Source organism: uncultured Desulfovibrio sp., assembly GCF_949282365.1.
Lineage (GTDB): Bacteria > Desulfobacterota > Desulfovibrionia > Desulfovibrionales > Desulfovibrionaceae > Desulfovibrio.
Map to the genome: position 1 here is coordinate 12,770 of NZ_CASDOY010000015.1, position 20,660 is coordinate 33,429.

16 protein-coding genes and 1 other RNA gene are annotated in these 20,660 nt (G+C 66.8%); 6 read left to right on the forward strand and 11 right to left on the reverse strand.

Annotation, left to right across the window (positions count from 1 at the left end; all coding sequences use genetic code 11):
- The first annotated feature begins 20 nt into the window (after window positions 1-20).
- The 3 genes from Q1X76_RS05015 (at window position 21) to ffs (ending at window position 2,174) form a co-directional block, all read left to right on the forward strand.
- The gene (locus tag Q1X76_RS05015; RefSeq protein WP_300718438.1) at window positions 21-983 is read left to right on the forward strand and encodes a D-2-hydroxyacid dehydrogenase; all 963 of its coding nucleotides are present in this window, start codon (window positions 21-23) and stop codon (window positions 981-983) included.
- A gap of 270 nt (window positions 984-1,253) precedes the next feature.
- Complete coding sequence (locus Q1X76_RS05020) at window positions 1,254-2,057, forward strand: amidohydrolase family protein (RefSeq protein WP_300718439.1); 804 nt, start codon at window positions 1,254-1,256, stop codon at window positions 2,055-2,057.
- A gap of 31 nt (window positions 2,058-2,088) precedes the next feature.
- An RNA gene (gene ffs / locus Q1X76_RS05025) (signal recognition particle sRNA small type) lies at window positions 2,089-2,174 on the forward strand.
- Window positions 2,175-2,401: 227 nt separating this feature from the next.
- Here the strand turns inward: ffs and Q1X76_RS05030 are convergent.
- The 10 genes from Q1X76_RS05030 to Q1X76_RS05075 form a co-directional block, all read right to left on the reverse strand.
- Window positions 2,402-3,781 carry a sigma-54 dependent transcriptional regulator gene (locus Q1X76_RS05030; RefSeq protein WP_300718441.1) on the reverse strand — a complete coding sequence of 460 codons (1,380 nt, stop codon included), beginning with the start codon at window positions 3,779-3,781 and terminating at the stop codon, window positions 2,402-2,404.
- Window positions 3,782-4,367: 586 nt separating this feature from the next.
- Window positions 4,368-5,972: an ATP-binding protein gene (locus Q1X76_RS05035; protein WP_300718443.1), complete on the reverse strand. Its 1,605-nt coding sequence runs from the start codon at window positions 5,970-5,972 to the stop codon at window positions 4,368-4,370.
- Window positions 5,973-6,038: 66 nt separating this feature from the next.
- Window positions 6,039-7,379 (reverse strand): glucose-6-phosphate isomerase, encoded by a 1,341-nt coding sequence (locus tag Q1X76_RS05040; protein WP_300718445.1) that lies wholly within the window; start codon window positions 7,377-7,379, stop codon window positions 6,039-6,041.
- Window positions 7,380-7,547: 168 nt separating this feature from the next.
- On the reverse strand, window positions 7,548-7,901 hold the full coding sequence (locus Q1X76_RS05045; RefSeq protein WP_300718447.1) for a hypothetical protein: 354 nt from the start codon (window positions 7,899-7,901) through the stop codon (window positions 7,548-7,550).
- Window positions 7,902-7,913: 12 nt separating this feature from the next.
- Window positions 7,914-8,426 (reverse strand): YchJ family protein, encoded by a 513-nt coding sequence (locus Q1X76_RS05050; protein ID WP_300718449.1) that lies wholly within the window; start codon window positions 8,424-8,426, stop codon window positions 7,914-7,916.
- 595 nt (window positions 8,427-9,021) lie between these two features.
- The gene (locus tag Q1X76_RS05055) at window positions 9,022-9,864 is read right to left on the reverse strand and encodes a hypothetical protein (protein WP_300718450.1); all 843 of its coding nucleotides are present in this window, start codon (window positions 9,862-9,864) and stop codon (window positions 9,022-9,024) included.
- Between the two features lie 110 nt (window positions 9,865-9,974).
- Entirely contained in the window at window positions 9,975-10,289 is a 315-nt protein-coding gene (locus Q1X76_RS05060; RefSeq protein ID WP_300718451.1) for a hypothetical protein, read from the reverse strand.
- Window positions 10,290-10,408: 119 nt separating this feature from the next.
- Window positions 10,409-10,999: a DUF4881 domain-containing protein gene (locus Q1X76_RS05065; RefSeq protein ID WP_300718452.1), complete on the reverse strand. Its 591-nt coding sequence runs from the start codon at window positions 10,997-10,999 to the stop codon at window positions 10,409-10,411.
- Window positions 11,000-11,011: 12 nt separating this feature from the next.
- Window positions 11,012-12,067 carry a sulfite exporter TauE/SafE family protein gene (locus tag Q1X76_RS05070; protein WP_300718454.1) on the reverse strand — a complete coding sequence of 352 codons (1,056 nt, stop codon included), beginning with the start codon at window positions 12,065-12,067 and terminating at the stop codon, window positions 11,012-11,014.
- Between the two features lie 18 nt (window positions 12,068-12,085).
- Window positions 12,086-12,391: a DVU0150 family protein gene (locus Q1X76_RS05075; protein WP_300718456.1), complete on the reverse strand. Its 306-nt coding sequence runs from the start codon at window positions 12,389-12,391 to the stop codon at window positions 12,086-12,088.
- Window positions 12,392-12,622: 231 nt separating this feature from the next.
- Between Q1X76_RS05075 and Q1X76_RS05080 the strand changes: the two genes are divergently transcribed.
- From Q1X76_RS05080 to Q1X76_RS05090, 3 genes are all read left to right on the forward strand, one after another.
- Entirely contained in the window at window positions 12,623-15,187 is a 2,565-nt protein-coding gene (locus Q1X76_RS05080) for a sigma 54-interacting transcriptional regulator (RefSeq protein ID WP_300718457.1), read from the forward strand.
- A gap of 158 nt (window positions 15,188-15,345) precedes the next feature.
- Window positions 15,346-17,916, forward strand: a complete 2,571-nt coding sequence (locus Q1X76_RS05085) for a PEP/pyruvate-binding domain-containing protein (protein ID WP_300718459.1) — start codon at window positions 15,346-15,348, stop codon at window positions 17,914-17,916.
- Window positions 17,917-18,074: 158 nt separating this feature from the next.
- Window positions 18,075-19,304 (forward strand): MFS transporter, encoded by a 1,230-nt coding sequence (locus tag Q1X76_RS05090; RefSeq protein WP_300718460.1) that lies wholly within the window; start codon window positions 18,075-18,077, stop codon window positions 19,302-19,304.
- Between the two features lie 312 nt (window positions 19,305-19,616).
- Here Q1X76_RS05090 and Q1X76_RS05095 read toward each other — a convergent pair whose 3' ends face one another.
- Window positions 19,617-20,291, reverse strand: a complete 675-nt coding sequence (locus Q1X76_RS05095) for a hypothetical protein (RefSeq protein WP_300718461.1) — start codon at window positions 20,289-20,291, stop codon at window positions 19,617-19,619.
- Window positions 20,292-20,660 lie beyond the last annotated feature (369 nt).

Genomic DNA, 20,660 nt, shown 5'->3' on the forward strand with positions numbered 1-20,660 from the left:
TGCGTGCAGCAAGGATCACCATGAAGATAGTTGTGCTTGACGGCGACGTCATCAACCCCGGCGACATCAGCTGGGCCCCCCTGGAAAAGCTGGGCGAGACGGTCATCTACGGCCATACGCCCGAAGACAGGATCATCGAACGCGCCGCCGGCGCGGACGTGCTGGTCAGCAACAAGGTGCCGCTGCGCGCCGCCACCCTGGCGCAGCTGCCCGACCTGCGCATGGTGGCCGTGCTGGCCACCGGCTACGACATCGTGGACGTGGCCGAGTTCGCCGCCCGGGGCATCCCTGTCTGCAACGTGGTGGCCTACGGCGTGGACGACGTCGCCCAGCATGCCTGGGCCCTGCTGCTGGAGCTTTGCCGCCATACCGCCGACCATACCGCCGGCGTCCGCGCCGGAGAATGGAAGGACACCTGGTGCTACTGGAAGACCACGCCCGTCTGCCTGCGCGGGCGGACCCTGGGCCTGATCGGCTTCGGTTCCATCGGCCGCCGCGTGGGCGAACTGGGGCATGCCTTCGGCATGGGCGTCCTGGCCAACTGCCGCACTCCGCGCAATCCTCCTTCCTACAGCCCCTTCGCCTTCGCCTCCGTGGACCAGATCTTCCAGCAGGCGGACGTCATCTCCCTGCACTGCCCCCTGACCGACGCCACCCGCGCCATCATCAACGCCAAGGCCCTGGCCCGCATGAAGCCGGGCGCCATCCTCATCAACACCGCCCGCGGCCCCCTGCTGGACGAGGCCGCCGTGGCCGGGGCCCTGCACAGCGGCAAGCTGGGCGGCCTGGGCGTGGACGTGCTGGCCAAGGAGCCCCCGGCGGAGGACAATCCCCTGCTGCGCACGCCCAATACGCTCATCACGCCCCATATGGCCTGGGCCACGGCCCGCTCGCGCCAGAACATCATCAACCTCACGGCCGAGAACATCGTCCGCTGGCAACAGGGGACGCCCGTCAACGTGGTCAACGGCGTGAAGCTCTGATCCGGCCGCAGGCAGGACAGCGCCCGGGGGCCGCGCGGGGCGGCCCCTGACGGCGGAAGTCCCGCCGCCCGGTCCCTCCGGTCAGTCCCCGTCCGCTCCGGCCGGGCCTGCCGCACTGCCGGATTGCCGGACACGGCCATGACAGACCGGGCAGGGCGACCCGTGCAGGCGTGGGCGGCCCGTGATCGCCGCGATCGCGCCCCTGTCCGGCAGTCACCGCCCGGCCGGGAAAAATTCCCCTCCCCGCTCCTCCAGCCTTGCGAGTCCACCATGTTTTTCGACATCCACACCCACGCTTTCCATCCCAAGATCGCCAGCAAGGCCGTCACCCATCTCAACGAGGTCTACCACCTCGACTGCTGCGGCGACGGCACCATCGAACATCTGCTGGAGCGCGAAAAGGCCGCCGGCATCGACAAGTGCGTGGTCCTCTGCGCGGCCACGGCCCCCGCCCAGGTCATCCCGGCCAACAACTACGCCATGAAGCTGCAGCGCGAGCACGAGGAAGTCATCGGCTTCGGGACCCTGCACCCGGCCTATGTGGACTGGGAGGACGAGCTGGAGCGCATGAAGGCGGGCGGCCTGCGCGGCATCAAGCTGCACCCGGATTTCCAGGGCTTCCCCCTCAACGACCGGCGCCTGCTGCCCATCTTCGAGGCGGCCCAGGACGATTTCGTCTTCGAGATCCACATCGGCAGCGACGACCCGCTGGAAAAGGCCCCTTCCAGTCCCTTCATGCTGGCGGACATCCTGCATTCCTTCCCCCGCCTGCGCGTCATCTGCGCCCATTTCGGCGGCTACCAGATGTGGGACTACAGTCTGGAGGCCCTGGGCGACTTCGAGAACCTCTGGATAGATACCTCCAGCACCACGCCCTATGTGACGCCCTCGCTACTGCAGCGCCTGCTGCACCACCATGCCCTGGAGCGCCTGCTGTTCGGTACGGACTGGCCCCTGTACGACCCGGCCGCCGAACTGGAACGCCTGCGGGAAATGAGCGGCCTGAGCGACAGCGAGCTGGAATACATCCTCAGCAATGCCGGCCGGCTGCTGGGGATACACGACAAGGCTTGACAGCGGCCCCCTTTTGCGGCTAGCTTGCCTTCAAGCCGGACGGCGGCAGCACTGCCAACCCCGTCAGGTTCGAAAGAAAGCAGCGGTAACAGCCGCTGCCGGGTGTCCGGCCCACAAAAAGCCGCGAACGTGGAAGCGTTCGCGGCTTTTTGTTTCCCCCTGGGGGCAAGGCCGGGCCCGGGCAGCTCCAGGCCTCCTGCCCTGCCTCATCCGGAGCCTGCCGTCACGAATTTTGCAACCTATTCCGATCGGACAGCCCGCCGGCCAAAGCCGGTGGGGTGCCCGATCCGGCATGGTATCTGGAATATTCCACAAAAACACGGACCCGATGATGCGTCCCGCCCCTAATGCCCTGTGATGGCGTATTTCTTGAGCTTGTACTGCAAAAGGCTCTTGGAGATGCCCAAAAGCTCGGCGGCCTTGACCTGCACCAGATCGGCGCGCACCAGGGCGCGGCGGATGAGGGCGGCCTCGATCTTTTCCAGGGTATCGGCCAGGTCAAGCTGCACGGGCAACAGGTCCACGGCGCTCTTGAACTGGGCGTCCTCGTCGCGGATCTCGGCAGGCAGGTTGTCCACGTCGATGACTGTGCCGGGCACCAGCACCATGCAGGATTCCACCACGTTCTCCAGCTGACGGATATTGCCCGGCCATTCGTAGCCGCTCAAATAATTGAGGGCCTCGGTGGTGAAGGTCTTGGCCGGCATGTTGTTCTCGCGCGTCACCTTGTCCACGAAGTGCGCCACCAGCAGGGGGATGTCCTCCCGGCGTTCACGCAGGGCGGGCAGGGGGATCTGCACCACGTTGAGCCGGTAGTATAGGTCATCGCGGAAGGTGCCCTTCTCCACCATGGCGGCCAGGTCCTTGTTGGTGGCGGCCACCACCCTGATGTCCACCTCGATCTCCTCGCCGCCGCCCACGCGCTCGAAGCGGCGCTCCTGCAGGACACGCAGCAGCTTGACCTGCAGATCGGGCGTCAGCTCGGCCACTTCGTCCAGAAAGAGCGTGCCGCCGTCGGCCTGCTCGAAACGCCCACGACGCATGGCCACAGCCCCGGTGAAGGAGCCCTTCTCATGGCCGAACAGCTCGCTTTCCAGCACGCCGGGATTGAGCGCCATGCAGTTGACGGACACGAAGGGCTTTTCCTTGCGCGGGCTGGCATAGTGGATGGCGCGGGCCACCAGTTCCTTGCCCGTGCCCGACTCGCCGGTGATGAGCACCGTGGAGCGGCTGGGCGCGGCGCGGTCCACCATCACCAGCACGTCGCGGATGGCGCGGCTGCGGCCCACGATCTGATGCACGCTGTAGCGGTCCTCCATGGCTTCCTGCAGCAGGCGGTACTGGCGATGGGCCCGGGCCAGCTCCGTGGCATTGTGGATGGACAGCAGAAGCTCGTCATTGGCGAAAGGTTTGGTGATGTAGTCGAAGGCCCCGTATTTCATGGCTTCCACGGCGCTTTCGATGGAGCCGAAAGCCGTCATGATCAGCACCGGGATGTAGGGCCAGCTCTTTTTCACATGCTGCAGCACCTCGCGCCCGGAGACCTTGGGCATCTTCATGTCCGTCACCACCACGTCCACCTCGCTCTCGGCCAGGAAGGCCAGCGCCGTCTCGGGATCGCTGATGGCGGTCACCGTATAGCCTTCGTCCTCCAGCAGGGTCTGCAACACCAGCAGGTAGTTCTTTTCGTCGTCGATGACCAGAATATGCGATTTGTCACTCATGCCGTGTTTCTCCTGGAATGGACGTCAGCCAAGCGCCCCCGTACCGACCGTGCGCCGGAAGGGACAGCCCCGGACGCCGAAGGTCCCGGGCCCCGCAGGGCCCCAACGCCGGGTGCCCCAGATGCCGAAGGGCCCGGTCGCGCGGGGCGGTGTCACTGTCCGGGCCATAGGCCGATGCGTCCCGGCCCCGGCCGTGCGCACGGGAACGCATGCAGGACGCGCCGGACGGGGAACATTGGGCCGCTGCCCTGCCTATCCGCCGCAAGGCGGCGTTGCCCGCGCCACGGGGCGGCAGGCGGGATGACGGGACGCGCCAGCGGAAGACCGGGGCACAGCGCCTGCGGCGCTCCCACCGCGCCCATCATCCGGGACATTGTCCGGGACCCGCGGGCCGCGGCACGGCGGGCGGGAAACGGCGGGCGCGGCGTCTCGTCGCGGCCGCCCCGGGCTCCTTCCTGCCGCCCGGAAAAATCTCATGGCACCACCGGGCCGGCCTGCCCTCCCGTACGGCTTCCCGGGCACGGATCACGGCGCGGCATCCACCCTCTTTTCGCCGCCGGGCCGCGCCAAAGCCCGTTCCCGGACGTCACTCCCGCGCATGGCCCCGGGCCTGCGCGGCCTCTCCGGGCTCCGTGCCCGTCCCGTCAGGAGCGGCGGACGCTTCCTTCGTCTCCGCAGGGGCCGGAGCGGAGCTGTCCGCTTCCGCGGCCGTGGCGGGCGCTTCCTCCACTTCCGGGACCTCGGGCTCCGCAGCGGGCAGCAGGATGCGCACCAGCGCCCCGCCGTCGGAGCCGTTGTCCAGCTGGATCTCGCCGCCGTGACTGTTGATGATGGAGCTGACGATGGGCAGGCCCAGACCGGTACCGCCGTCCTTGGTGGTGAAGAAGGGGTCCAGCACGCTGTCCAGCAGGGCCGGATCGAAGCCAGGACCGGAGTCCAGCACTTCCAGCGCCACCCGGCCGTCCTCGCTCCTGTGGCTGCTGATGCGGATGATGCCCGGCCCGTCCATGGCCTGCTGCCCATTGACCAGGATATTGTAAATGGCCCGGTAGAGCAAATCCTTGTCGCCGTGCACCCACAGTCCGGGGGTGGTCTCCCGCTCCACGGCCACGCCCACGCGCCCCAGCTCGCCTTCCAGGAAGGCCAGGGCCTGGTTCAGCACCAGATCCAGATCCACCAGATCCTGGCGCGGCTGGCGGGGACGGGCATAGTCCAGAAAATCGTTGACCGTCTGCGACAGGCGCACGGATTCGTCATAGATGGCCTGCAGGATGCGCGAGGTTCCGGCATCGGCCTTGCCCATGCGGCGCTGCAGCAGCTCCGCGCTGGAGCGGATGATGCCCAGGGGATTGCGTATCTCGTGCGCGATACTGGCGATGACCCGGCCCATGCTCACCAGTTTCTCGTTGCTGTGCAGCTCGTTCTCCAGCTGGCGGTTCTTGGCCATGCGGTCGGCCAGGACCCGTTCCGCGCGCTGGATGAGCATCAGCAGCAGGGCGAACATGATGACCGATGACAAAAGGCAGGTCACCACCACCACGCCCTGGAAGAGCAGGATCTGCTCGTAATCGCCGGTGATGTCCTGGGTCAGTTCCAGCGCGCCCATGATGGGCGCGTCGCCTCCCGGCTGGAGCGGCTCCCCGCGCAGGGGATAGAGGGTGCGCAGCACGAAGGTCCCCGGCGGCAGGGGCAGATGGAAGATGGCCCGCCAGTCGGGGATGTTGGAGATCAGCTCCGGCTTGGGCACGCCGCCGCGCAGGGTGCTGTCCAGGGTCTCCGGGCCCACGCCCGTGCGGCCCAGCTCTTCCCGGCTGGTGGAATAGGCCACCACCCGCGTGAAATCATAGATGCGCAGGCGCTCCATGGGCAGGCCGTGCACCACGGACTGCACCACCTGGTCCAGCCTGTCGAACTGGGTGGGCTGGCGCAGGGCGATACGGCCGTGGGCCAGCAGGGTGGGCAGGGCGAAGCGCCGGTAGATCTGGTGGTTGAGGTTCTCAGCCAGCAGGCGGGCGAAGTTCTCCTGCCGGGTCAGCAGGGCCTCGCGCGCCGAATTGGCGATGAAGAACGACAGGACCAGGCTGGTGGCCATGATGACCAGCAGCGAGAGCCAGGACAGCGTGCGGGCATAGCTCAGCGGCAGATCCTGCTCCGCTGGCGCTCCTGATCCGGCGGTGCCACCTTTGAACATCGGATGCTCCTGTCTGCCGCCCCCGGCCCGCCCTGCGGCGGACCGGGACGGCGGCGGCCAAAGGACCTAGAAGGCTTCGCGCTCCTGCGGCACGGCCAGATAGGCGGCAAGATCGGCCTCTTCCTGCGCATAGCCGGACGCGCCCAGGCGCGTATTGGCCAAGCGCTTGCCCAGTTCCACGGCGGGCTGGTCCAGCGGATTGATGCCCATGAGCCAGCCGGTGAGGACCGTGGCCGCCTCCAGCAGCATCATCATGCTGCCCGCGGCGCGGGGCGTGCATTCGCCCATTTCCATGTGCAGCAGGGGCACGCCGCTCTTGCACAGGGCCATGCGCGTGCCCAGGCCCTCGGCTTCCAGCAGCGCGCCGAAGGGCTTGCCGCGCAGCCAGCTCCATTTTTCGGGCAGGTCCTGCCCGAAGCTGCGGCCTTGCTCCAGCCCCTGACCAGTCACGAAGATGCAGCCCTTGTCGCGCTGGCCGTCCAGGAACATCTGGTTGATGGAATGCTGGTCCGTGACGCCCGTGGCCGGCACCGGCATGATGCCCTTGCCTTCCTTGCCCAGGCTCTCGGCCCAGAGCTGGCCGAACCAGGGCCCGTAGGTGGCCCACTGCGGCACATAGCAGAAAAAGATCAGCTGGCTGTAGCCGTGCCGCTCCAGGGCGTTGGCCCAGCAGGCCAGATGGAAGGACGGATGGCCGGCCAGGCAGTCGGGGTCTTCGACCAGAGGACGGGCCACCGAGGCGGCGCCGTCCAGCAGGGCCTGCCAGTCGATGCCCAGGAAGGCCGCGGGCAGCAGGCCCACCGCCGACAGGGCCGAATAACGGCCGCCCAGGTTGTCCGGCACTTCCAGCGAGGCCAGCTGGTACCGGCCGGCTTCCTCGCGCAAAAAGCCCTTGTTCAGATCCGTGACCACGATCATGTGGTCCCGCCAGGCATCGCCCAGCGTGCCGCGCAGCCAGTCCCGGCAGAGGAAATACTGCGAAAGCGTCTCGATGGTGCCGCCGGATTTGCTGATGCAGACCACCGTGGTCTCGCTGGGCGGCAGCTTGGCCAGCCAGCCTTCGAAGGTGGCGGCGCAGACATTGTCCGCGATCCAGAGGCAGGGGCCGTCATGGCAGGGGCCGTCCTGGCCGGGCGCGAAGGCACGCTGCAGGGCCCGGGCCCCCAGGGCGGAACCGCCGATGCCCAGCACCAGCATGTGACGGCGCGCGCGCACCCGCGACAGCAGGGGCGGCAGTTCCCGCTCCAGGCGCTCCCGGTAGGGCATGGTCAGGAAGGGCAGCAGCCCCTGCGCGCACTCGTTTTTCAGGCGGGTGGCCAGTTCCGGCGCACGCGCGGCAAAAACAGCGGCGGAATCCCGCTGCAGACGACCAGTATAGGCCCGCGACCATTCAAGCGTATGCATCATGGTGTCCTCCCCGTGTATGGGGCGCCTTCCGCGAAGGGAAGCAAAGGTATCCGGCACTGCCGGAGAGGGGCCCGTGCGACGCCGGCACAGCGCCGCAGCACAGGCCCGGGACAGTTACGACAGCCGGGACGCCTGCCGGGGCGCTGCACCGGGAGGCGTTTGCCGGGCTCAAAACAGTTTCAAGGGTTTGGGAGCAAAAAAACGCCGCCGCACGTCCTTGTAGGTCTGCGGCCGCACGCCGAAACGGTAGCGCCACAGCACGCAGCCCTCGCGGGCCGCGCACTGGCGCACCTCGGCGCGGCTGCCCGCACAGCTCAGGCACTGCCCGCGGATGACGCGCAGGGCCCGGCGCGAGGCGTCCGGTCCGTGCCATTCCGGGCGGCTCCCGGCTTCCACGGCGGCCAGACGCCAGTCCCACAGGGGACAGGTCTCATCCGCGCAGCGGCGCACCGAGCGGGCGGAGTTGCCCTGGCATTCCAGACAGAACTGCCGGATGGCGGCAACAGGGCCGGAGCTGGCCATGGGACCCTCCGCCTAGGCCGATTCCCGGCCGCAGCACTTCTTGTATTTTTTGCCGCTGCCGCAGGGACAGGGGTCGTTGCGGCCCACCTTGGGCTCGGTGCGGCGGTAGGCCCTGGGACGACGGGGCACCCCGTCCACATAGTACAGCTTACCGTCCTTGCGCTGGAAGAAACTGCGCTCGCCGATCTGGCGCACGCTCTCTTCCAGCTCGTAATAGGCATAGAATTCGGCCGTATCGAACAGTTCGCCGTTCCGCCCTTCGGGCTGGTCCTTTTCACAGGGACCCATGTCCAGGCGCAGCCAATGCACGTCGCGGGTCTGTTCCGCCAGCTTCCCGGCGCTCAGATCCTCACGGTAGGCAGGGTGGGTGGTCTCCACCAGATAGTCGAAGTTGCCGAGGCAGTAGGCGCTGAAACGCGAGCGCACCATGGTTTCGGCATCCTCGGGCCAGGCCTTGCCCTCAAGATAGGGACCACAGCATTCATCCAGGGCGCGGCCGCTGCCGCAGGGGCACAGTTCAGACATCGTACGGGTACATCCTTGTCATGCAGCTGCCGTGGCGCAGACCACGGCGCTTTTCCACTGTAGCCCATGGCCGCCCCGGCGGCAAGCGGCGCGCCGCAGGAACGCCTGCTGCAGGGGCGCGGCGGGAGGCTGGCAGCTCCCGGGGAGCGAGGGACCCTGGTGCCAAAACGTCCTCGCTCCTTCGGCTCCCCCACTCCCCCGCAAAGGTTCGGCCAGGTCTCTGACGGTGGCCGGGACACGCGGGGCGTCAGGGAAGTCCCAATCCCCCGGTGCCGCGGGAAAGGGGCGGCCGTCACAGCCCGCACCGCATCGCCCCCCGGGTTCAGGACCCATGACGTTTGGTTTCGGGAAAAGGCTGCATGGAGCGCCATGCCGGCAGACGCTCCGCCGCCCTCCCGTCAGTGGCTGCTGCCGCGAAAGCTCACGAAAAAAGCCGTTCCCGAAGCCCGCCGGTGCGGAAGCCCTGTCCGTCCCGCAGGGGATGTGCCTCCATCATGGGGAAAGGGGCAGCGGGGCGAAGTCGCGCGCAAGGCGCAAGGCACAAAAAAAGGAGCCCCCTGCCGGGAGGCCCCTCCTTGTGTCACAGGCTCGTCCGTCAGCCTCGCGGCGCGGACAGGCGCACATAGCACGCCCCGGGCAGGCCGCCCCGCGCCGGGCCGTCGGCCGCCAGCCGCAGTTCCATGCAGGTGGCCGCCTTCTTTTCCAGCCGCGCCTGGCCCAGCTCCTGCCCGTCGGCGTCCACCACGGCGCACAGGGAGCCTTCGGCGGGGCCTTCCTTCTTCGAGCCCGGGCACCAGAGCAGCAGGCTGCCGTCCTTTTGCGGCGCCATGCGGAAAACTTCGCTGTAACCGGCGTACCAGAGCAAGCGGACGATGCGACGCCCGGCCACAAAGGACAGCAGGCCAGGCACGATGCCGATACAGGCCAGGATGCCGGACAGCCAGAAGGGATTGAAGCCCAGCAGGGAAACGGTCAGGGAATGCGCTCCCTGGCGCAGGCTGGTGGCGTCGCTCCAGACCGTCACCTCATAGCGCTGCGTGGCGCTGGCCGGTGTGCCGCGCACGCGCAGGCTCACGGAGTAGGTCCCGGGGGTCGCCCCCGGCTCCGCCGCCACCTCGCCGCGCCACATGCCGTTGCCGAACCAGTAGCTGGCGAAAAAACCGTCCAGGCGGAAGCTCACCGGAGCGCCTTCCGGGCTCACGGAGACCAGCAGGTCGCCGGCGCGCGGCTTGTCGATGCCGATGGGGCCGGAAAGCATGGTCCCCTCTCCGGCCACGATGTCCAGATGATAGGAGCCCGCCCGCATGAGGGCCTGCAAGCCGTCCACAAGGACGAGAACGGCCAGCCCCAGCACAAGAGCCGCCAGCAGACCGGTGCGGCGCTGGCGTTCTTTCAGGGCCGGCAGGGCCTGCCAGAAGGAAGGAGTGCTGTCGTTCATGCGGCCAGTCTAGAGGAAGAGCGACCTTCCGGCAAGCCCGCCGCCTCCGCTTCGGGCCCCGGCCCAAAGCGGCGGGGACGGAGGGCAGCGGGCTTTTCCGGAGGGGAATGTCAGCGCACGATCCCCAGATGGTGCTGGGGCTGTTCCACTACGCGCCAGTAAACGAGGCTGGCGCCCTGCCGGGGCAGTTCGATGTAGGTGGCGCCTTCGTCGGCATAGATCCGGCGGATCTTGCGGATCAGGGCGAAGGCCCCCATCCAGACGGGGATGGAAATGCCGAAGAACCACAGGCAGAAGGTGCTCATGGACGACATGGGTGAAAGTGACGCCATGTACATGCCCAGGAAGACCGCCGAGATCATCAGCACATTGGCGGCAATGCGGACGATGCTGGAATACAGGGAACGCTTGTAGCTGCTGGTCATGGCGGGCTCCTTGGCAGGGTTCTCTTGTTCAAAAGACTGCCGGGAAAGGCTTTTCTCGGCAGTCTTCGTTGCAGGAGGGGTGGGGGGCGGAGACCGCCCCCCGATCGTGGATGCTGTTGTTACTTCTTGAAGATGTTGGTGCGGGTGATGTTCATGAACCGCAGGGCCTGATGCTTGGCATTTTCCTTGTAGTACATGCGGACTTCGTCACCAGCTTCCCAGGTGGCCGGGGGCAGGTCGATCTTGTCAGCAGGGATGGTGAAGGTCACCAGGGCCTGCAGGCGGGCCGAGTATTCGGTCACGGACATCTTGTCCTTGTCGATGATGGGGAAGGTCTTGCCATGCACCTTGGGATGGGTGCGCTTGATGCCCTTCTCGACATCGGTGAAGGTCACGTTCAGGACTTCCAGAGCCTTGGTGTCGGGGTTGAAGATGGTGACGGTGGACTTGTCCAGGTCGAACATCACGCGGCCGCCGGGCACGGGCAGGGGACCGATCTCGGACGGATCCTCGGGCAGGGTGTACTCATGGATGCCGCCGGAGTAGTGGGGGTTGAGCTGGTCATGATTGACGTCCAGCACCACCAGCAGGGTTTTGGTTTCGGGGTTGAAGGCCACGCAGCGGCCCTGTTCCACCTGGCCAAATTCGCACGCGGTCAGACCGAGGCTGAGAGCCAGAACCAAAGTCAGGATTACGTTACGCATTCTCATGTGCTTGCCTCCTTACGCCTGGCGCTTCTTGGCGGCAAGTTCAGCCTTGGCGCCCTGAACCATACGAACGGTGATATAGAGGGAGATGGCGCTCACGAAGCCCAGGACCACCACGGTGGCCACGCCGTTGATGAAGCCGGCATAGCTGGGGAAGTAGGGCTGGATGAGCTTCAGGACCACGGAAGCGAGGCAGCCGAGCACGGCGCAACCGAAGGCGATGCGGATGCCGTAACCCTTGATGTACTTGGTGGCCACAGCGCCGACCTGGGCGCCGATGGCGGCACCGACCAGCATGATGAGGGCGGCCACGAGTTCAGTACGACCCTTGAAGGTGAAGGAAGCGGCGCCGTAGAGGCCGGAGATGGCCACTTCGAAGAGGTCCGTACCCACGGCCACGTGGGTGGGGCAACCGACCAGGTACACGAGGGCGGGCATGCGGATCAGACCGCCGCCGATGCCGAGGATACCGGCCAGCCAGCCAGTGAACAGCGAGACGATGATGGGCAGCCAGGCGGAGCAGTAGATGCCGGCGCCGTGGAAGTGCACCATGGGGGGAATGCGGATGGCGTGCAGCTTGGAGGCCCAGTCGATACCGGTAGCGGTGGCACCCAGCTGTTCACCGCGGGCGGCGGCTTCGCGTTCCTTCTTCTTGCGCAGGGCCACGTCATGGAAGACCATCCAGGCCATGCCGATCAGCAGTACGACATACAGCCAGCGCACGACCTTATCCACGGAACCCAGGCGTTCCAGCCACATCAGCATCTGGGCGCCCAGTTCCACGCCCACGATGGTACCGGCCAGCATGGTCAGGCCCAGCTTGTAGTCCACGTTGCCGAACTTGCCGTGCCGCAGCGTGGAGATCAGGGATTTGCCGGCCATGTGGGCCACGTCAGTGCCCACGGCGAAAGCCATGGGGAAACCAAGGATGTTCAGACCGGGGGTCACCATCCAGGCGCCGCCCATACCAAAGAAACCGCCGATGATGCCGACGCCGAGGCCCAGGATGATCAGACCGGGCCAGAAAATCGTCACGCCGGAAATGGGCATCAAAACATACAACCAATCCATGTTTTCCTCCCTTCCGGCCTAGTGTTCAGCCAGCTCGCGGTGCTTGAGGTCGATACCGATGTGCGACATCACGATGTCGGCCAGGAAGCCGAAGACGCAGCCGACAGTCGGGATGATGATGATGGTCAGGATGGTGAAGTACAGATGACTGTCATTGTACATCTGCGCCCACCACAGCATGATACCGTCCAGACGACGGGTATCGGCCACGATGACCACGTTCGCCGCTGCCTTCTTGGCGGCCAGGGCCAGGGAAGGCATCATGACCAGCAGCATGACGAAGCTGCCCGCAATGGCTGTCCAGAGCTTGCGCATCATTTTCATGTTCTCCTCCGGGTCTCGGGGTTGTTACATTCAGATCCTGCGTCCCACGGCAGGATCGTTCGTCCCAAACTTCACATGCTTTCACTTAGCAAGGCCCGTGCCAATTTCGTCAAAATCGCCAAAAATCCTTGATTGCCAATGCCGCAAGCTCATTTTTGACTTGCGCAATATGCGTGATATGGGTAGATTTTAAACAAATCTTGCACGATTTCTGCGTCACTGGGAGGATGTATGCGCATCTGGAGCCCCCCCATCCTGGGAAACTCGCTGGAGAACACCCGTTTCTTCGTGAACCGCAGCCTGACAAGCCGGCTCCTCCTGCTCGGTTTACCGCTTTTGACGCTGGTTTTATTACTTGTTTTCCTCGCAACAGGGCGCAGCATCGAAGCCCTCGTCAATCGCGCAATAGCCCGCAACGCCCAGTTGCAGGCCCAGGCCATGAGCCTTTCGCTTGAGCAAATCCTCACAGAGACCCGCAACCAGCTCCTGATCCTGGCCGCCGGCTCCATGGATCCTGAAGATATGATACGCCGCCTCAAGTTCCGCGTGCGCGCCGAAGGCCTGCGCTACCGCGAGGTGGCCTTCATGGGCACGGCCCCCTCGCAGCGCTACCTGCTGCTCAGCTACGGCGGCGAGATCGTCTCCATCCCGCCCGACATCGCCTCCGCCACGGTGGGCAATCCCTTCACCAGCCTGAGCGCGGCCCAGCGCCCCGGCCACGTCCAGGTCAGCCAACCCCTGGAAGTGGTCTATTCCATGGTGCCGCTCAACGATTCCGTGCAGAGCATCCCCCTTTACGTCATCCGCTTCTCCACGCCCATCTATGACGCCCAGGGCGTCTTCCAGGGCATGCTCATCCTCTCGCTGGACCTGACCGTGCTGCGCGATGCCATCAGCATGTTCTCCTCCCCGGCCGCGCCCCTGCGCAGCGAGGGCAACGAGACCCGCATCCGCAGCATCTTTTTCGACAATCAGGGCTGGATGCTCTTCCAGTCCGAGAACCTGGAGGCCGACGAGACCGGCGGCCGCCTCAGCAGCGATTCCCTGCGCGCCGGCTTCCAGGGCGAGTTCGGCCGCGCGGGCTTCAGCACCGCCTTCCGTCCCGGGCCGGACCACGTCAATTACTGGTCCATGGTCTCCAGCGTACAGGCCGGGCATTCCGGCCAGATCTTCCTGGACAACAACGAGGCCTGGGGCCGCGAGAACAGCGCCGTGGAAGGCGTCAGCTTCGCGCCCGTGACCTTCGCCGCCAATCCCGACAGCCCGCGCACCATCATGGGCGGCCTGGCCGTGCTGGACACCAGCTTCACCGCCACCCGCACCGGCATGCAGATCATCGGCATCTACGGCATCTGCCTGCTGGCCGGCATCTGCCTGCTGGGCCTGAGCCTGGCCTGGCTTTCGCGCGGCACCACCAAGCGCCTGCGCCGTCTCACCAACGAGGTGAACCTGCGCATCGACAACCACAGCTCCACGCCGCTGGTGCTGCCGCTCATGCCGCGCGAACTGGAGCAGCTCAAGGATGCCATCAACGCCCTGCTGCACCGTCTGCGCCGCAGCGAGGAAGAGCAGCTCAACCAGCAGCTCATGCAGGACGCCCGCTGGGCCCGCGAACCGGCCGAGAACATGCCGGAGCTGGACGACATCCCCGAGAACGGCCTCGTGGGCACCTCCGCCTCCATGCAGGACCTGCGCGCCAACATCCTCAAGGCCGCGCCCACCATGGCCGACGTGCTGGTCATCGGCGAGACGGGCACCGGCAAGGAGCTGGTCTCGGCCGCCATCCATCAGGCCAGCCCCCGGGCCGACGGCCCCTTCATCACCATCAACTGCGGCGCCCTGGACGAGAACCTGCTCATGGACACCCTCTTCGGCCACGTCAAGGGCGCCTTCACCGAGGCCCGCCAGCCCCGCAAGGGCGCCTTCCTCACGGCCGAAGGCGGCACCCTGATGCTGGACGAGATCGGCAACGCGGCCCCCAAGGTCCAGCAGGCCCTGCTGCGGGCCCTGTCCACGCGCATGATCCGCCCCCTGGGCAGCGACGAGGACGTGCCCTTCGATACGCGCATCATCGCCGCCACCAATGCGGAACTGCTCCAGGACGCCCAGGAAGGCTCCTTCCGCGAGGACCTCTACTACCGTCTGGCGGTCATCACCATCCGCACGCCTCCCCTGCGCCGGCGCAAGTCCGACCTGCCCCTGCTGGCCGTCTTCTTCCTGACCCGCGCCGCCGAATCCCAGGGCCTGCCCACGCCCCGCCTCAGCCGCGGGGCCCTGCGCAAACTGCAGGAATACCACTGGCCGGGCAATGTGCGCGAACTGCAGAACTGCCTGACCCGGGCCCTGGCTTTTTGCGAAAATGGCCTCATTTTTGCAGAGAATATCCAACTGGGACCGGACACCCTGTCCGCCGAGGTTGCGCGACCGGAGCGCGGCAAGCTCTCCTGTCCGCCCGCCAGAGACGATGGCAGGGCAGCCCATGCCGAGGTGCCGGACGTGCCGGGACAGCCTGTCAGGGAGGCCCTGCCCGCCGGTGGCGAAACACATGCGCCGGCTGCCGCCGGAACGCCCGCGCCGCGCCTCAATGCCCGCCTGGCTGCCCTGCTGCCGCACATCGTGGAGCTGGGCAGCATCAGCCGGCAGGAATACCAGGACATGGCCGGCAAGGACATCTCCATGCGTACCGCCCAGTACGACCTGCAGGTCCTGGTGCGGCTGGGCTATGTGCGCAAGGAAGGCCGCGGCCCGGCCCAGCGTTACATCGTCTTGCCCGCAGCCCGCGGCCCCCGCTCCTGAAACGGCCCTGCCGCTCCGGTGCCCGGGGGCGGCGGCATGTCTGTCTGTTGTGAAAAGCGGAGTCTTCCCCGTCCGGCGGACGCCGGCCACCGGGAGCAGGGCGGCAGCGCCCTGCCGGACGGCGCTGCCGCCCTGACGGGGGAAGGAAAGGAACGTCCATGACCACCACCATCAAGACCCTCAAGCGCCTGTTTGGCCTGGAACCGCGCATCAGCCGCGAACAGGCCATGGCGGCTTTCGGCCGCCGCTATGCCTCTTTCAATGAACTGCTGCAGTCCAATGCGGACCTGGCCAGCATCCTGGCCAAGCTGGACGCCGTCCAGCGGGGCGACAAGCATCTGGAGACCCACGAGGTGCGGCGCATCGCCCGCAAGGCGGTCTTCCACTGCGAGCGCATGGCGGCCTGTCTCAACGACATGTCCCGCAACCGCTACAAGGAGCTGGAGAGCAGCGTGGCCGCCATCGGCCAGCGCATCGAGAACGAGCTGGAGAAGCACACCCGCGGCGACGTCAACGCCCTCATCCTGCCCCTGACCGAAGTGGACGCCAGCATGGGCTACAGTGTGGGCGGCAAGAACGCCAACCTGGGCGAGCTGGTCAACATGCTGGACATGCCCGTGCCCCCCGGCTTCGCCGTGACCATCCAGGCTGCCAGCCTGGCCCTGCTGCGGCCCAGCGGCCTGTTCCGGAAGATCCACACCACGCTTTGCAAGGTAGACCCCGACGTGCCCCACAGCCTGCAGGACGCCGCCCGCACCGTGCAGGACCTCATCCTGGAGGCCCCGCTGCCGGAAGAGGTGGAAAGCGCCCTGCTGGCCGGCTGGGACGAGGCCTTCGGCAAGGACAGCCAGGTGCAGGCCGCCCTGCGCTCCAGCGCCGTGGACGAAGACGGCGTGCAGTCCTTCGCCGGGCAGTACCTGAGCATCCTCGGCGTCACGCGCGAGAGCCTGCCTACGGCCTTCAAGCGCGTGCTGGCCAGCCTGTTCTCGCCCCGGGCCCTGAATTACCGCATCCGCAACGGCTACGCCCTGGACGCCACCAGCATGGGCATGTGCTGCCTCAAGATGGTGCGGGCCAAGGCCGCCGGTGTGGCCTTTTCGCGCCATCCGGTGGACCTGCGTTCCAATTGCGTCATGATCCAGGGCACCTGGGGCCTGGGCGAGATGGTGGTGGACGGCACCGCCACCCCGGACAACTGGCTGGTCTCGCGCGCCAACCTGCGCATCCAGCAGGAGACCATCGCCCACAAGGAGATCCGCCTCGTGCTGGCCCAGGGGCCCGACGGCGTGGAGAGCCGGGAAGAGGACGTGCCCGAGAGCCTGCGCAACGTGCCCAGCCTCTCGCACGAGCAGGCGCAGCAGCTGGCCTCCATGGCCCTGGAACTGGAACGCCACTACCAGTATCCGCAGGACGTGGAATGGGCCGTGGACGAGGACGACCAGATCATCCTGCTCCAGACGCGGCCCATGGGCCTGGACGCCTCGGTGAGCGAGGTCACGGCCCCGGCCCTCTCCCACCTGCGGCCCCTGCTCAGCGGCGGGGAGGTGGCGGCCAGGGGCGTGGGCTGCGGACCGGTCATCCATGTGCAGCCCGCGCAGGACCTGACCCATTTCCCCGAAGGCGCGGTCATGCTCCTGCAGCATACCTCGCCCGACGCCATGGTGGCCATGCAGCGGGCCTCGGCCATCATCGCCGAGACCGGCAGCCTCACCGGGCACATGGCCTCCGTCTGCCGGGAATTCGGCATGCCCACGGTCATCAACCTGCCCGGCGCCACCAGCCTGCTGGAAGAAGGACAGGTGGTCACCGTGGACGCCATCGGCGGGCGCGTCTTCGACGGCGAAGTCCCCGAGCTGCTGGCCCTGCGCCTGCAGCCGCGCCGTCCCGCCGCCGATACCCCGGCCCTGATCCTGCTGCGCCGCATCGCCAGCTACATCATGCCCCTGCATCTGGTGGACCCGCATTCCGAGCTCTTCAGCCCGGCCAACTGCACCTCGCTGCACGACGTCATGCGCTATGCCCATGAAAAGAGCTACAGCGAGATGTTCCTCATCTCCGACAGCGTTTCTGAAGGCAGCATGGGCGCGGCCAGCCAGCTGGTCTGCCCGATCCCGCTGGACCTCTACGTCATCGACCTGGGCGGCGGGCTCAAGAACCCCGAATCGCGCCGCGTCACGCCCGAGGACGTCATCAGCGAGCCCTTCGCCGAAGTGCTCTCCGGCATGCTCAATCCCGCCGTCCAGGCGCGCGGCCCCCGGCCCGTCAACATGCGCGGCTTCCTTTCGGTCATGAGCCAGAACATGAGCGGCGGCAACCAGCAGGGCGGCCAGCGCTTCGGCGACCGCAGTTATGCCATCGTCTCGGACCGCTATGTGAACTTCTCCTCGCGCGTGGGCTATCACTACGCCATCCTGGACAGCTGGTGCGGCGAGACCCTGAGCAAGAACTACATCCGCTTCGAGTTCGCCGGCGGCGCCGCCGGCAGCGTGCAGCGCGAACGGCGCGTGCGCTGCATCGGCGTCATCCTTTCGGAGCTGGGCTTCACCGTGGAAGTGGTGGGCGACCGCATCCGGGCCCGTTACCAGAAGTATCCCCGCCTGGAGATCCTCTCGCGTCTGGACCAGCTGGGGCGCCTGCTCATCATGACCCGCCAGATGGACATGCTCATGACCGATGACAAGGCCGTGCACGGCTATGCCATGAAATTCCTCAACGGCGAATACCATTGATGCCGGGCCCGGCGGCCCTTCCGTCGATCAGGCCCCTCCCCGGCGGAGGGGCTTTTTTCTCCAAGCGGGGCGCTGCCCTCTATCGGGTTGCGTACGCAACAAAATAACCGTAGATTGACCCGTCACCGTCCCCTCCTTTCCCAAAAGGCTGGTTCCCTATGTCCGTCCCCCTGCCCGTCAGCGAAGAAAAGCCGAAACTCTTCAGCCGCGACTTCATCCTGCTTTTCTGCATGGCCATGTGCAACAACAGCTACATGGCCGTGTTCTACTGCTTCGAGCAATGGCTGGAAGGCATGCAGGTCAGCCCCAACTGGCGCGGCATACTGCTCTCGGCCCTGTTCGCCATGGTCCTGCTCTGGCGGCCTCTGGCCAGCATCGTCCTACTCTCGCGCAGCAAGCTGCCCGCCCTGCTGGTCACCATCTGCCTGTCCAGCTGCATCATGCTGGCCTACCCCTTCATCCACGGGCCCGACAGCATCTGGCTCATCCTGGGCCTGCGCATCGCCCAGGGCATCTCGCTGGCGGTCTATTCCAGCTGCGTGGTGGCCGTGCTGGTCAGCTGCATCCCCAAGGGCCAGAGCGCCCGGGGCTTCGCCATCTTTTCCCTGACCGCCCTGCTGCCCTATTCCATCATCCCGGCCGTGGGCGAACAGATCCTGCCCCTGCTGGGCGGCGAGCCCCGCCTATTCGCCCTCATGGCCGTGCTGGCCGTCCCGGCCCTGTGCATGCTCGTGCCCCTGGCCCCCCGGCTGCGCACGCCCGAACTGCCTGTGAGCGGCGACAAGAATCCCATGCCGCCGCGCGCCGTGCTCCATGCCATGACCCATTCCGGCCTGGCCTGCATCTATCTGGCCTGTCTTTCCTTCAGCATCATGACCGCCCTGGCCATCTATTTCGTCAAGGGCCTGTGCGTGACCACCGGCGCGACGCCCGCCACCTTCTTCATGGGCTATACCATCACCATCATCCTGGTGCGCCTCTTCGGCGGGCATGTGCTGGACACCCTGCCCCGCTACCGTATCGTGCCCCTTTGCGCCCTGGCCCTGGCCATCAGCATGCTGGGCCTGGCCTGGGGCCCCGCCTGGGCCTTCCTGCCCCTGACCATCCTCTACGGCCTGGGCCTGGGCCTGCTCTATCCCCTGCTGGCCTCCACCATCTATGACCGCTCCCCGGATGCCACCCGCTCCATCAATTCCAATGTCATGATGCTCACCTTCGACGCCAGCGGCGTGCTGGGTCCCCTGCTGGGCGGCGCCGTGATCCATGCCGGTTTCGGCTATCGGGGCGTCTTCGTGGCGGCGGCCTTCATGGTCCTGTGCAGCGGCGGCTTCATGGTCCTCGACCGCTTGCGCCTGGCGCTCTGGGAACGCCGCGAAAGACAGGCGTAAGGTCCAGGACTCGACCTTTTGTCTTAAGGGGGAAAAAGCCCTTTGCGTTGCTGTCGATGCCTGTAAGGCCTTGCGGCCTAACAGGCACGGCCCTGCGGCCCGCCCTTTGGATCGCTGCCTGCGGCAAAAAGGGCTTCCATCCCCCCACCAAGACCGGCCCAATTTTTACGGACAACCAACCTGCAACATTTGTTTATGCACGCCCCGGACGGTACGGGCAGCCCGCTCGCCTGCGGGACAGCGGGCCCGCGAAACGACGAAGGGCGGCCACAAGGGCCGCCCTTTTTCCTTCGGATAGCTGTGCGGGGAACGTCAGCTTTCCAGCGCCCCGGCCTCACGGCCCAGGATCACGAACAGCTGGCGCAGATTGTCCACCGCCACCACGCGCGGGCTGCCTCCGGTATCGCTCACGCGCACGCGCACGGCATAGTCATTGCCGTTGCCGTGATCGCGCAGTACGAAGGGCACGATCCAGTCCGCGCCCCGGCGCACGGGCGTGCCCACCTGGCGGATCTCCTTACGGCCCAGGGAAACGGCATCGAACAGGGGGGCCACCATGCCCTGCGATGAAAAATCCTGGCGCTTTTTCCCGGCAAAGGCCCCGGAGGCGATGCCGTTGAGCACGAAGGCCCGCGTCTCGGAGACCAGCAGCTGGCGCACGCCCAGGCCGTTGTCCTCCGCCATGGCGGCCCCCGAGAACATCAGAGCGAGCATGGGCGGCAGCAGGGAGCTGTTCTCGGGCTTGCGCGCCTCCTCCACGAACAGGTCCACGGCCTCGTCCAGGACGGCGTCCATATCCACCAGTTGCTCGAAGCAGGCGGCGTCGGCATTGTCCACGGCATTGCCCGCTTCGATGACGCAGGCCCGGGCCGCATCGGACGACAGGGCGCGGGCGGCCACGGGAAAGAGGCACAGGCAACAGGCCAGCAGCAGGCACGCGGCGACGCTGCCGCGGGCAACAGCCGTTTTTGTGATCAGAGCGTGCATGACACGTCTCCTCGCGGGCGCGGGCCCGCCGTTATGGCCGGGATCCCGGCCGGAAAGGCGTTGCGGCAGGGGCGCGACGGGACGTTCCCCGTCGCAGCACCATGTCCGTCGCAGCGCCGTTTTTCATCATGCCCAAAGCGGAGCCGCCCGCAGGCGCTCTCCTGTCGCGGGCACTCCCTCCCCCATTCCCCGGACAGCTCCCCAGGCCGTTCGCCGGCTCACTTCCCGCCGCCGGAGGCCGGACGGGACGACACGGGCGGCGCCGGAGCCGCGGCAGCGTCCCTGTCCGCCGCGGGCACGGCCACGGGCGCGACGGACGGGACGGACGGCGCGGCAGGGGACGGGGACGCGGCCGCAGGACGGGCGTCT